Annotated in this window: 10 protein-coding genes; 8 read left to right on the top strand and 2 right to left on the bottom strand. The window is 71.1% G+C overall.

Features of this window, described 5'->3' with window-relative positions; translation table 11 throughout:
• Positions 1 to 100 precede the first annotated feature (100 nt).
• The 3 genes from ACFWV8_RS16570 (at position 101) to ACFWV8_RS16560 (ending at position 4,647) form a co-directional block, all read left to right on the top strand.
• Complete coding sequence (locus ACFWV8_RS16570; RefSeq protein ID WP_384201911.1) at positions 101 to 2,530, top strand: glycoside hydrolase family 2 protein; 2,430 nt, start codon at positions 101 to 103, stop codon at positions 2,528 to 2,530.
• Positions 2,527 to 3,558 carry a LacI family DNA-binding transcriptional regulator gene (locus ACFWV8_RS16565; RefSeq protein WP_384201908.1) on the top strand — a complete coding sequence of 344 codons (1,032 nt, stop codon included), beginning with the start codon at positions 2,527 to 2,529 and terminating at the stop codon, positions 3,556 to 3,558. The genes ACFWV8_RS16570 and ACFWV8_RS16565 overlap by 4 nt, the downstream gene beginning before the upstream one ends.
• Before the next feature lie 66 nt (positions 3,559 to 3,624).
• Positions 3,625 to 4,647: a glycoside hydrolase family 26 protein gene (locus ACFWV8_RS16560; protein ID WP_384201905.1), complete on the top strand. Its 1,023-nt coding sequence runs from the start codon at positions 3,625 to 3,627 to the stop codon at positions 4,645 to 4,647.
• A 30-nt stretch (positions 4,648 to 4,677) separates the two neighbouring features.
• Here the strand turns inward: ACFWV8_RS16560 and ACFWV8_RS16555 are convergent, their stop codons facing one another.
• Positions 4,678 to 5,073 (bottom strand): nitroreductase/quinone reductase family protein, encoded by a 396-nt coding sequence (locus ACFWV8_RS16555; RefSeq protein WP_384201902.1) that lies wholly within the window; start codon positions 5,071 to 5,073, stop codon positions 4,678 to 4,680.
• Positions 5,074 to 5,191: 118 nt separating this feature from the next.
• On the opposite strand from ACFWV8_RS16555, the gene ACFWV8_RS16550 reads away from it, so the two are divergent.
• The 3 genes from ACFWV8_RS16550 to ACFWV8_RS16540 all read left to right on the top strand — a co-directional run bounded on the left by ACFWV8_RS16550 (position 5,192) and on the right by ACFWV8_RS16540 (position 8,075).
• Complete coding sequence (locus ACFWV8_RS16550) at positions 5,192 to 6,622, top strand: ABC transporter permease (protein WP_384201900.1); 1,431 nt, start codon at positions 5,192 to 5,194, stop codon at positions 6,620 to 6,622.
• 97 nt (positions 6,623 to 6,719) lie between these two features.
• On the top strand, positions 6,720 to 7,400 hold the full coding sequence (locus ACFWV8_RS16545; protein ID WP_329380162.1) for an ABC transporter ATP-binding protein: 681 nt from the start codon (positions 6,720 to 6,722) through the stop codon (positions 7,398 to 7,400).
• 78 nt (positions 7,401 to 7,478) lie between these two features.
• The gene (locus tag ACFWV8_RS16540) at positions 7,479 to 8,075 is read left to right on the top strand and encodes a TetR/AcrR family transcriptional regulator (RefSeq protein ID WP_384201897.1); all 597 of its coding nucleotides are present in this window, start codon (positions 7,479 to 7,481) and stop codon (positions 8,073 to 8,075) included.
• Positions 8,076 to 8,097: 22 nt separating this feature from the next.
• On the opposite strand, the gene ACFWV8_RS16535 is transcribed toward ACFWV8_RS16540, so the two are convergent.
• A complete protein-coding gene (locus tag ACFWV8_RS16535) occupies positions 8,098 to 9,183 on the bottom strand; it encodes a serine hydrolase domain-containing protein (protein WP_384201894.1) in 1,086 nt (361 codons plus the stop codon).
• Between the two features lie 257 nt (positions 9,184 to 9,440).
• Between ACFWV8_RS16535 and ACFWV8_RS16530 the strand changes: the two genes are divergently transcribed.
• Entirely contained in the window at positions 9,441 to 10,922 is a 1,482-nt protein-coding gene (locus ACFWV8_RS16530; protein ID WP_384201891.1) for an MFS transporter, read from the top strand.
• An 89-nt stretch (positions 10,923 to 11,011) separates the two neighbouring features.
• Positions 11,012 to 12,472 (top strand): DUF2252 domain-containing protein, encoded by a 1,461-nt coding sequence (locus ACFWV8_RS16525; RefSeq protein ID WP_384201889.1) that lies wholly within the window; start codon positions 11,012 to 11,014, stop codon positions 12,470 to 12,472.
• Positions 12,473 to 12,492: the final 20 nt, after the last annotated feature.

Here is a 12,492-nt window from a genome sequence, read left to right as displayed (position 1 = left end):
CCTTACCCACACTGCGGAAATATGCTGGACCGGTCTATGGACCGAACCATGTGACTGGCTCTACGTTGAGCGGCACGCCGTCCGAGAACGGAGCATCCGCATGAAGGACGTCACCCCCCTGACCGAGGGCTGGACGCTGCGCCACGAGCAGGCCGACCTGCCGGCGACGGTCCCCGGCTGCGTCCACACCGATCTCCTCCACGCCGGGCTGATCGAGGACCCGTTCCTCTCCCGGAACGAGACCGAGGTGGCCTGGGTGGGCCGTACCGACTGGCGTTACGACACCGTGCTCGGCGCCCGCGACACCGCGCACGAGCGCACCGACCTCGTCTTCGACGGCCTCGACACCGTCGCCACCATCAGCGTGGGCGGTGAACACGTCGCCAAGACCCGCAACATGCACCGGAGTTACCGCTTCGACATCACGGACCGGCTGGACCCGGCGGCCCCGACCCCGCTGCGCGTGGAGTTCACCTCCGCCTACACCGAGGCCGAAGCGGTCCGCGCCCTGGTGGGAGAGCGGCCCAACTCCTATCCCGAACCGTTCCAGTACATCCGCAAGATGGCCTGCTCCTTCGGCTGGGACTGGGGACCGACCCTCGTCACCGCCGGTATGTGGAAGCCCGTCCGTCTTGAGCACTGGTCCACCGCCCGGCTCGCCACCGTCCGCCCGCTCGTGACCGTCGACGGCACGACCGGCCGCGCCGAACTGCGCGTCGACGTCGAGCGGACCGCCACCGGCGGCGGGGTCCTCACCGCCCGCGCCCGCGTCGGCGGCCACACCGCCTCCGCCGACTTCGACGGCGCACACACCGCACTCACCGTCGAGGTCCCCGACGCCGCACTGTGGTGGCCCCGCGGCTACGGCGAACAGAGCCTGTACAAGGCCGAGTTGGAGCTGCTGGATGCCAACGGCACCGTCCTCGACCGCTGGCGGCGCCGGATCGGATTCCGTACCGTCACCCTCGACACCGGCACCGACGCGCACGGCACCGCCTTCACCCTGGCCGTGGGCGGCGAGCCCGTCTTCGCGCGCGGCGTCAACTGGATCCCGGACGACGTCTTCCCCTCCCGCATCACCCCCGACCGCTACCGCACCCGCCTCACCCAGGCCGCCGAGGCGGGCGTCAACCTCGTACGCGTCTGGGGCGGCGGCATCTACGAGAGCGACGACTTCTACGACATCTGCGATGAACTCGGCCTGCTGGTCTGGCAGGACTTCCTCTTCGCCTGCGCCGCCTACCCCGAGGAGCAGCCGCTGCGCTCGGAGATCGAGGCCGAGGCCCGCGAGAACGTCACCCGTCTCATGCCGCACGCCTCCCTCGTCCTGTGGAACGGCAACAACGAGAACCTGTGGGGCTTCCGCGACTGGGACTGGGAGCCCGCACTCGGCGGCGACTCCTGGGGGGAGGGCTACTACCTGGGCCTGCTGCCCCGCGTCGTCGCCGAGACCGACCCCACCAGGCCCTACTGGGCGGGCAGCCCCTGGTCGGGCTCCTGGGACCACCACCCCAACGATCCGGCGCACGGCACCGCGCACTCCTGGGACGTCTGGAACCGCACCGACTACACGGACTACCTCCACGAAGTTCCCCGCTTCGTCGCCGAGTTCGGCTGGCAGGCACCGCCCGCTCACGCCACGCTGCGGCGCGCGCTGCCGGGGGAGGAACTTCTCCCCACGTCGCCCGGCATGCTGCACCACCAGAAGGCCCACGACGGCAACGGCAAACTGGAGCGCGGCCTCGCCCACCACTTCGCCGTACCCGCGCCGGGGCCCGAGAACTTCGACCGCTGGCACTACCTCACCCAGCTCAACCAGGCGCGCGCCATCGCCACCGGCATCGAGCACTGGCGCGCCCACTGGCCGGTCTGCGCGGGCACCGTCCTGTGGCAGCTCAACGACTGCTGGCCGGTGACCTCCTGGGCCGCCATCGACGGCGACGAACGCATCAAGCCGCTCTACCACGCACTGAAACGGCTGTACGCGGACCGGCTCCTCACCGTGCAGAACCGCGAAGGACGCCCGGCCGTCGTCGCCGACAACCAGTCGCCGGCACCCTGGGACGCCGAGGTACGGCTGCGCCGTATGGCCGCCGACGGCCGCACCCTCGCCGAGACGACGGTGACGGCACGGGCCGGGGCGCGCTCGGTCGCCGTCGCGACGGTGCCCGACCATCTCCTGCCGGACGCGGGCTCCGCGAAGGAGTTCCTGGTCGCCGACGCGGGAGACCTGCGGGCGGTCCACTTCCCCGTACGCGACCGGGAGTTCGCCTTCCCCGAGCCGCGCTACGACGTGGACCTCGTGAACAGCGGGGCCGATGTCGTGGACGTCGTCGTCACCGCCCGTACGCTGCTGCGCGATCTGTTGCTCCAGGCGGACCGGCTCGCGCCCACGGCCGTCGCCGACCGGGGGCTGCTCACGCTGCTGCCCGGCGAGAGCGTCACCATCCGGGTACGCGGCTGGGACGGCGCCGGGGCCGGCGGGCCGGCCGCCGTCCGCGCCGCGCTGTTCGCGGTGGAGCCCGCGTGAGCGCGGCGGGGCAGCGGCTCACCATCAGGGACGTCGCCGCCCGCGCGGGCGTGTCGCGCGCCGCCGTCTCCCTCGCGTTCAACGACAAGCCCGGCGTGTCCGAGACCACGCGGGCGCACATCCTTGAGACCGCCAGGGAGATGGGCTGGGAGCCCAACCGCTCGGCCCGCGCCCGAGGAGCGCGGGGGACCGGCACCGTAGGGCTCGCGATCTGCCGCCCCGCCCGCCAACTGGGCCTGGAACCCTTCTACATGGACTTCATCTCCGGCATCGGCAGCGTCCTCACCGAGCAGTCCGGTGCGCTGCTGCTGCGCCTGGTGCGCGACGCGGACGAGGAGATCGAACTCCAGCACCACTGGTGGCGATCCGGCCAGGTCGCCGGCACCGTACTGGTCGACCTCCGGAGCGACGACCCGCGCGTCCCGGCGCTCGCCAAGCTCGGCATGCCGGTGATCGCCGTCGGCCATCCGTCGCTCGCCGGGCCGTTCACCGCCCGGTGGACGGACGACGGTACGGCCGTGACCGAAGCCGTCCGCTATCTCGCGGCCCTCGGCCACCGCTCCATCGCCCGTGTCGGCGGACCGGCCGAGCTGGGACACAGCGCCCTGCGACGGGAGGCATTCACGGCGGCCATGGCCGAACTCGGCCTGCCGGAAGGGCGGCAGAGCGCCACCGACTTCTCCGGCGGCGCGGGCGCCCGCGCCACCCGCTCGCTGCTCGCCTCCGCCGGGCGCCCCACGGCGATCATGTACGACAACGACCTCATGGCCGTCGCGGGACTGTCCGTCGCCGCCGAGATGGGGCTCCGGGTCCCCGCGGACGTGTCCCTGCTGGCCTGGGACGACTCGCAGCTGTGCCGGCTCACGCACCCGCCGCTGTCCGCGATGAGCCACGACATCCACGCGTTCGGCGCCGAGGTGGCGCGGGCGATGTACGACCTCATCGGCGGCGGGCGCGTCGCCGCCCGGCAGGTCCCCACTCCGACCCTGACCCCACGCGGCTCGACCGGCCCACCACCACCCCCGTAATTCCGCCGCTTCTACGAACAGCGCGACTCCCGCAACCCCCCACCGAAGAGGAAGGTTCCCTTCGCCATGCGCGGAAACCGATCCCGATCCCTGAACCGGTCCAGGCTTGTCGCCGTCGCCACGGCGGCACTCACCACGGCGGTCATGTCCCTCACCGCCGCCCCCGCCCCCGCCCAGGCGTTCCCGGCCACACCCAAGCAGGAGGTGCTGAACTACCTGAAGTCCATCGCCGGTTCGGGCGTCGTCTCCGGCCAGCACAACAAGGAACCGGCCGCCGCCCCCGGCCGCTACACGCAGCTCGTGAAGGACATCACCGGCCAGTACCCGGGCCTCTGGGGCGGCGACCTCATGTTCCGCGCCGAGGACGTCGCGGGCCGGCAACGCGTCATCGACCAGGCGAAGACCGAGTGGGCCAACGGCTCACTCGTCACGCTGACCTGGCATGTCTGCCCGCCGACCGTCGGCAGCTCGTGCGAGTTCGAGGGCGGCGTCAAGTCCCAGGTCTCCAAGGAGGAGTTCGAGGCGACGGTCACCGACGGCACGGCCCTCAACACCGCGTGGAAGCGCCGCCTGGACGAGGTCGTCCCGTACCTCCAACAGCTCAAGGACGCGGGCGTCCCCGTACTGTTCCGCCCGCTCCACGAGATGAACGAGTCCTGGAACTGGTGGGGTGACCGACCCGGACCGAACGGCGGCGCCCGCCTCTACCAGATCACCCGCGACCACCTCGCGGGCAAGGGCCTCGACAACCTGCTCTGGGTCTGGAACGTCCAGGACAACCCGGCGGGCGGCTGGAGTTCGTACTACCCGGGTGACGACTACGTCGACGTGGCGTCGCTGGACGTCTGGTACAAGGGCCACCCCAGCGAGGCGGATTACCAGCAACTGCGGACGATCGCCGGGACCAAGCCCATCGCCGTCGCCGAGATGGGCAAGATCCCCAACGCCGCGATGCTCGACAGCCAGACACAGTGGTCGTACTTCATGCTCTGGTCCGAGCAGTTGCAGGGCAGCAACTCCAACGCCGAGATCCAGGCGGGGTACTTCCACCCGCGCGTCCTGAACCAGGGCGAGGTCGCGCTGCCCTGAGGTCGTCTGCCCTGATCGCGCCGCGCCCGGTCAGCCGTCGAGGTCGACGCGCACCGTCAGCAGGTTCGTGCCCATCAGCCGGACCATCGCGCTGTTGCCCTTCGGCAGGGTCTTGAGCCGCGCTCGCGGGTCGTCCTCCGGCACGGGGTGGGCGGTCCCGGCGTACCACGTGCCCTTGATCCGGACGCGGACCCTCGGGTCGGCCAGGATGTTCCGTACGTACTGCGACTTGTCGCCGTACTCGGACACCAGCCAGAACTCCTGGCCGACCCTGCTCCCGCCGACGGGGGTCCGGCGGGGCTGTCCTGACGTACGCCCCGTGGTCTCCAGGAGCACCTGCCCCGGCATCCGCCGGGAGAGCGGATTGGCGACCCGCCTCTGCAACGTCGTGACGGCCCGGTGCTTGATCTCGTCGTAGCGCGACATCCGTGACTCTCCCCTTCGTTCTTCTCTTCTGCTCTTAGCTCTTCGCTCTGTCGGCTTCTCATCCTTCTCTTACGTCGCTCATATGCTGTCATCACGCGCCGTACATATTTTTCGGGCCATGTTCCTCACCTACCTCAGGCGCGAACTGCGCCGCCGCCGAAAGGCCGCGCTGGTCGTCGCCTCGGGGCTCGCACTCGGTATCGCGCTGGTCATCGTCGTCAACTCCGTCTCATCGGGCATGCAGCAGGCCCAGGGGAAGGTGCTGGAGTCGCTGTACGGACTCGGCACGGACATGACCGTCACCAAGGCCGCCCCGCCCCCGTCCGAGGGCGGCAGCGCACGGCCCCGCTTCAACTTCGACGCGGAGGACGGTGACGAGAAGCAGAGCAACGACGTTGTCATGCCTCAGGGCTTCCAGACCCTGGCGTCCAGCACCGTCGGCGAGGTCGCAGGACAGTCCGGCGTGGCCAGCGCCGTGGGCGGCCTCAGCCTCACCGTCGTCAAGGTCGACGGTGAGTTCAAGCCCGGCGAGTTCAAGCCGAGGGAAGGCGGCACGGTCGGTGGCGGTGGCGGTGGCGGCGGTGAGCCGCAGGGTGAGGTACGGGGCGGCGGAGCCGCGTTCGACGTCAACTCCTACACGGCCTACGGCACCGACACGGCGCGGCAGGACCTCGGCCCGCTGACCTCCTCCAAGATCACCGAAGGCCGCGCGTTCAAGACGACCGAGACCGATGCCGAGGTGGCCGTGGTCGACTCGGCGTACGCGAAGGAGAAGAAGTACAAGGTCGGCAGCGAAGTCACCATCAAGGGAACGAAGTTCGAGATCATCGGTATCGCCACCGCCGACAGCGGTGACGCGGCGGCCAATCTGTACATACCGCTGAAGCGGGCGCAGACCCTGTCCGACTCCAAGGACAAGGTCACCACGGTCTACGTCCAGGCCGACGACTCGCAGCAGATCGACGCCGTCAAGTCGGCCATCCAGGAGAACATCGCGGGCACCACCGTCACCACGTCCGCCGATCTCGCGGACACCGTCTCCGGTTCCCTCTCCACGGCGTCGGACCTCGCCACCAACGTCGGCAAGTGGCTGTCCATCGCCGTCCTCGTGGCCGCGTTCGTCGTCGCGGGTCTGCTCACCATGTCGGCCGTCGGCCGCCGCGTACAGGAGTTCGGCACGCTCAAGGCCCTCGGCTGGAAGAGCGGGCGCGTCACCCGGCAGGTCGTCGGCGAGGCGATGGTCAACGGTCTGGTCGGCGGTGTGCTCGGCATCGCCGTCGGCGTGGCCGGGGCCTACGCGCTGACCGCCGTCAGCCCGTCCCTGACCGCCCAGCTCGGCGGTGCGGGCGGCGGCCTGATGCGGGCCGGCGGCCCCGGCGGACAGGCCGCCGACAAGGCCGTCGAGATCGCCCTCACCGCTCCCATCTCCGCCGCCACGATCGCCCTGGCGGTCGGCCTCGCGGTGACCGGCGGCCTGATCGCCGGCGCCTTCGGCGGCTGGCGCGCCTCCCGGCTCCGGCCCGCCGACGCGCTGCGCCGCGTCGAGTAACGCCGGACGCGTCCGATGAACGACGCGCAACCGGCGGTCAGCACCAGGCAGTTCGGCACCAAGCAGTCAGCAGAGTCAGCAGCCCAGGAGTCGCACCATGTATGAACTCAGCGGCGTCACCAAGCAGTACCGCAGAGGCAAGGACACCGTCGACGCGCTCGCCGGGGTCGACCTGACCATCGGTGAAGGGGACCGGCTCGTCATCAAGGGTCCCACCGGCGGCGGCAAGTCCACCCTCCTCCAGATGCTCGGCGGCCTCGACCGCCCCACGGCGGGCAGCGTCCTGCTCGACGGCACCGACCTCGCCCGGCTCGGCGAGGCCAAACTCACCGCCGTACGCGGCCGGACCATCGGCTTCGTCTTCCAGAGCTTCAACCTCATCCCCACCCTCTCCGCGCAGGAGAACGTCGAGACCGCGCTCGTCCCGCTCGGTACGAAGGCCAAGGAGCGGCGCGAGCGGGCGGCGGAGGCCCTGCGTTCGGTCGGACTGGGGGAGCGCCTGCACCATGTGCCCTCCGAGATGTCCGGCGGTCAGCAGCAGCGCGTGGCCATCGCGCGGGCGCTGGTCAAGCGGCCCAAGGTGCTGCTCGCCGACGAACCCACCGGCAATCTCGACGAGTCCATGCGCGACGAGATCATGGATCTGCTCGAAGGGCTGTGGAAGGAGCACGGGCTGACGTTCGTCATGGTCACCCACGACAGCGCCATCGCCCGCCGCGCGACCCGTCTGGCCACCATCAAGCGCGGGAAGATCACCATCACCGAACGCCCGGAGTAGCCCGGACACCGCTCGCCGTTCCCGGGCCCCCTACCTTTGTGGATCAGGGAGTTCCCGGGAACGGCGAGAGGTGGGCGAATGGCGCGGGCCGGGCTGACGGCGGAGCGGGTGACGCTCGCGGGCGCCGAACTGGCGGACGAGGTCGGGCTCGACCGGATCTCGATGTCGCGGGTGGCCCGGCGGCTCGGCGTGACGGACGCGAGCCTCTACGCGCATGTCCGCGGTCTGGAAGACCTGCGCGGCCGGATCGCGCTGCTGGCGGCGGACGAGAAGACCCTCCGTATCGCGGAGGCGACGGCCGGCCGGGCGGGCAAGGACGCGCTGGTCGCGTACGCCGATGCCTGGCGGGACTACGCCCACCGGCACCCGGGCCGCTACACGGCGACCCAGGCCCAGGTCCGGATCGACCCCGAGCTGGCGGCGAAGGCGTCCGGGCCCCGGCGAGCGGTCGAGCTGGCGTACGGCATGCTGCGCGGCTACGGGCTGGCGGAGCCCGATCTCACCGACGCGGTGCGGCTGCTGCGCAGCACGTTCCACGGGTTCGTCGCCCTGGAGTCGGCGGGTGGCTTCGCGCACGCGCGGGCGCCCCAGGATTCCTGGGTCCGCGCCCTCGATGCCCTGCACACGCTCCTGGAGCACTGGCCCCCGTCGGGTGCATCAGAGGACCGCTGCTGACCGTTCGATCCGTCGCCCGGCTTCACCGCAGGCTCAGGTCGTCACCCAGCGCCGCCGCGATCTCGGCGGCCCGCGAGAGATCGTCCAGCCGGCGGGTCAGGAACGCGCACGAATGCCCGTGCTCGATCGACCACCACGCCGCAGACCCGCCGAGCCCGCCCTTCGCGATCTTCCCGTCGTCGCGTATGAGCCCCAGCGTCCAGCCGACGGTGGTCGCGAAGACCTCGTCGTGCCGGCGCACCTGGGGCGCGAGATACGCCGCGTGGAGTTCGCTGCCGAGGAGCCGGTGGACCGGTCCGTCCGTGCGGGTGAGGCCATCGAAGAACTCCGCCACGGAGGTCGCGGTGGCGTGCAGATTGGCGGCGCCGAAGACCGACCGCCGCCAGGCCGTGGAGTTCATCCGCTCCATGTCGAGCAGACCCGCCGGGATGGTCAACCACGGCTCCTGCGGCAGCTGTTGGGACCACTCGGGGGAGGCGGGCTCAAGCTCGGCGACCCGGTGCAGTTCACTGTCGGGCACCCCGAACCAGCCGTCGAGGCCCAGCGCCGGCCGTACGACGTCGGCGAACATCCGCTCCAGCGAGATGCCCGCCCCGGCCCGCAGCACCCCGTCGATCAGATGCCCGTACGTCAGGGCGTGCTCGCCCAGCGACGTACCGGGAACGTACTCCGGAGCCGACACGGCCAGGATCTCCCGCAGCCGGGCGTCGTCCAGCAGATCCGTCCCCACGGCCGCCACCGGGAACCGGGCCTGGCCCGCCTGGTGGGTCAGGACATGACGCAGGGTGGTCCGCTCCTTCCCGGCGACCGCGTACGACGGCCAGTACCGCCCGATCGGCTCGTCCAGCGTCAGCGCGCCGTCCCGGACCGCCACCAGGGCCGCGAGCGCGGCGAACGGCTTCGAGACCGAGTACGGCTGGACCAGCGTGTCGGGGCGCCAGGGACGCCGCCGCGCGGTGTCGGCCCAGCCGCCGCTGAGCCGGACGACCTCGACACCGTCCCGCCACACCGACAGACCGGCCCCGGTCTCGCGGCCGTCGTCCACCATCCCCCGGAAGACCTGACGGACCGTCTCGTACCCCTTGGCCACATGCCCTTCGACGCTCATCCCGATTCCCCTCCGTGATGCCGTGGACGCCCCCGGCCACGCCGGAGCATATACCCGTGGGGGGTATGTAGGGAAGGGTCGTACGGACGGAGGTCTCGTGCCCGGGGGCGGGCGTGTCAGGCCGGGGCGGGCGGCGTCCGACCGTACGCTGAGCCGGTTCGCGGCCCCTCCCCGCCGCGCTCTCCCGTCACCGCCGTTCCGTCTGTTCTCCCCTCTCATCGCGCATCCCCCCACACACGCCGGCCCCGGAGGCGTTCTTGCCGTCCCGCTCACCCCTGCCGAGCCTGTTCACCCGGATTCCGCTGGCCGGGAACTACCCGGCGGCCGTCACTCTGGCGCTGCTCGCCCTCAGCCCGTATCTGATCCTCACCACCGCCACCACCCTGATGGAACCGCAGATCATGCGGGACATCGGCGCCACGCCGTACGAACTCCAGCTCACCAGCGGCATGTCCAACGCGGGGTACGCCTTCGGCGCCGTCGCCTGCGCCGACCTCGTGCAGCGGCTGGCGCGGCGTCTGGTCTATCTCGTGTGCGAAAGCGGATTCGTGCTGGCCACGGTGCTGGCGCTGAGCGCGCAGAACATCGGGATGTTCGCCACCGGAGTGGTGTTCCAGGGCCTGTTCACCGGCATGCTGCTGGTCGCGTCACTGCCCCCGCTGATCATCGGGCACCCCATCGAGAGACTTCAGACGACCGCCGTCGTCATCAGCCTCGGGCTCTTCGGGATGGTGGCCTTCGGGCCACTGGTGGGCGGGATCGTCGGCTCGTTCGGCGGCTGGCGGCCACTGTTCGCGGGCATCGGCACCCTGGCCCTGATCGGACTGATCGTCGGTTCCCTGACCTTCGAGGGCAACGAGCCGCCGGACCGCCGCGCGAGGTTCGACTGGACCGCCATCCCGCTCGCTTTCGGTACCACGGCGCTGCCGTTCTTCGGCGTCTCGTGGCTGACGCGCGGCGACTACAGCGACCCCGAGTTCTACGTGCCGGTCATCGTCGGACTGATCTGCGGGGTCTTTCTGGTGGGCGGGCAGTACCGGAAGGCCCGTCCGCTGATGCCCGTGCGGCCCATCAGCAACACCCTGCCCGTCGTCGGCACACTCAACGCGATGCTCGTCGGGGCGTGCTTCACCACCCTGCTGGAGCTGATCGAGGTGTATCTGACCAGGATGGGGGACTTCTCCCCGGTCCGGATCGGGTCGCTCGTCACCCCCCAGATCATGGGCGTTCTCATCGCCTCTCTGCTGTTCCGACAGCTGATGTCGACCCGCTGGACGCCGGTGCTGGCCCTGTGCGGCACCGTCAGCGTGGCCATCGGCGGCGCCGTCCTGCTGGCCACCGACACGTCGAACTCGGCCGTGACCATCCCCTTCGCCTCGTTCTTCCTCGGCTTCGGCGCGGGCGCGGGCGTGACGCCGGGCCTCTTCCTGGCCGGCTTCTCCGTCCCCTCCATCCAGATCGGCCCGACCTTCGCGCTGGTGGAGCTGCTGCGCTCGGAGGCGGCGTTCCTGATCGGCCCCGTCCTGCTGCACTTCGCGCTCGACGAAGGGCTCGCGAACGGGTTCCGTCAGTCGGTGGGGATCACTCTGGGGATCACCGTCGTCGGCGCGCTGGGCCTGGTGATCCTCTACATCCTCGGCGGCGCTCGGCCGGAGGCACCGGACCTGGTGTCCTGGCACGCCGGTACGTCCACGGGCTACCACTCCCCGGCGCTGCTGGCCGCGGTCCGCAAGGCCTGACGGCGGCCGGCCGGGCCCGACATGCGCGTGGCCGGCGGCCAACGGATAGTGAGTGGGTGGGGCCGGCTCTCGGGGTTGGAGGCGCATCGATGACCAGGCGCGGCAGGAACCCCGGCAGGAACCCCGGCACGAACCGCGGAACGGCCCTACGGCGGCGAGCCCCCGCCCATCTCTCGCCCCGGGAGCGCGCCGAGCGGGGCAGGGCGGCCCGTAAACGAGCGCCGAGGTCCGGCCACGCGGGGTTCGAGGCGGTCCGCACCCGGCCCGATCCGGTGGCGGTCGTCGACGCCCAGTCGCAGACGCGGGTGCCGGAACTGGTGCCCATCCGGTACGGGCGGATGACCGAGTCGCCCTTCCGCTTCTACCGGGGCGCTGCCGCGATCATGGCCGGTGACCTGGCGACCACCCCGGTGTCCGGCATCACGGCGCAGCTCTGCGGGGACGCGCATCTGCTGAACTTCCGGCTCCTCGGCTCGCCCGAGCGGCACCTGGTCTTCGACATCAACGACTTCGACGAGACACTGCCCGGCCCCTGGGAGTGGGACGTCAAACGCCTGGCCGCGAGCCTGGTGATCGCCGGCCGGGAGAACGGATACTCCCGGAAGGAGCAGTCGGTGATCGTACGGGCGGCCGTACGGTCCTACCGCGAGCGCATGCGCGCGTACGCCGGGATGGGCAATCTCGACGTCTGGTACTCCCGCGCCGACATGGAGGAACTCCAGCCGCTGGCCGACCGCAGGCTGAGCGCGAAGGGCCGGCACCGGCTGTCGAGGATGATGGCGAAGGCGCGCAGCCGCGACAGCATCCAGGCGTTCGAGAAGCTGACCCGGCAGCAGGACGGGGACCGCCGCTTCGCCCCCGATCCGCCGCTGGTCGTTCCGGTCGACGACCTGCTGCGGGGCGCGGAGCACGACAGGCTCGTCCGCGATCTCGGCAAGCTGGTCGACCGGTACGGGCGGAGCCTGTCCACCGAGCGCAGACAACTGCTGCGGCAGTACCGCGTGGTGGACATCGCCCGCAAGGTCGTCGGGGTGGGCAGCGTCGGCACGCGCTGCTGGATCCTGCTCCTGCTGGGCAAGGACGACAGCGATCCGCTGATCCTCCAGGCGAAGGAGGCGGACCACTCCGTACTGGCCGAGCACGTCGGCGAGAGCGAGTACAACAACCAGGGCCAGCGCGTCGTCGCCGGCCAGCGGCTCATGCAGGCGGTGGGCGACGTCTTCCTCGGATGGGACCGGGTACTGGGGCCCGACGGCATTCAACGGGACTTCTACATAAGGCAGTTGCACGACTGGAAGGGCATCGTGGTGCCCCAGGTCATGGTCCCGAACGGTATGCGGGTCTTCGCCGAACTCTGCGGCGCGACCCTCGCCCGCGCCCACGCCCGCTCGGGCGACCGGATCGCCATCGCCGCGTACCTGGGCGGCGGACCCGTCTTCGACAACGCGGTGTCCGACTTCGCCGAGAGCTACGCCGACCAGAACGAGCGCGACCACGCGGCCCTGGTGACCGCGGTGAGGAAGGGCCGGGTCACGGCCGAGGCGGCGTGACCCGGCGGGCCTGAAGCCGG

Source organism: Streptomyces sp. NPDC058665 (assembly GCF_042714995.1).
Taxonomy (GTDB): domain Bacteria; phylum Actinomycetota; class Actinomycetes; order Streptomycetales; family Streptomycetaceae; genus Streptomyces.
The sequence above is the reverse complement of the archived record's forward strand: the minus strand, read 5'-3'. Positions and strand labels throughout refer to the sequence as shown.

Bases quoted from the DNA above. Each gene is read 5' to 3' on its own strand.
- ACFWV8_RS16570 (WP_384201911.1), top strand. From the start codon at position 101: ATGAAGGACGTCACCCCCCTGACCGAGGGCTGGACGCTGCGCCACGAG.
- ACFWV8_RS16560 (WP_384201905.1), top strand. From the start codon at position 3,625: ATGCGCGGAAACCGATCCCGATCCCTGAACCGGTCCAGGCTTGTCGCC.
- ACFWV8_RS16555 (WP_384201902.1), bottom strand. From the start codon at position 5,073: ATGTCGCGCTACGACGAGATCAAGCACCGGGCCGTCACGACGTTGCAG.
- ACFWV8_RS16550 (WP_384201900.1), top strand. From the start codon at position 5,192: ATGTTCCTCACCTACCTCAGGCGCGAACTGCGCCGCCGCCGAAAGGCC.
- ACFWV8_RS16545 (WP_329380162.1), top strand. From the start codon at position 6,720: ATGTATGAACTCAGCGGCGTCACCAAGCAGTACCGCAGAGGCAAGGAC.
- ACFWV8_RS16540 (WP_384201897.1), top strand. From the start codon at position 7,479: ATGGCGCGGGCCGGGCTGACGGCGGAGCGGGTGACGCTCGCGGGCGCC.
- ACFWV8_RS16535 (WP_384201894.1), bottom strand. From the start codon at position 9,183: ATGAGCGTCGAAGGGCATGTGGCCAAGGGGTACGAGACGGTCCGTCAG.
- ACFWV8_RS16525 (WP_384201889.1), top strand. From the start codon at position 11,012: ATGACCAGGCGCGGCAGGAACCCCGGCAGGAACCCCGGCACGAACCGC.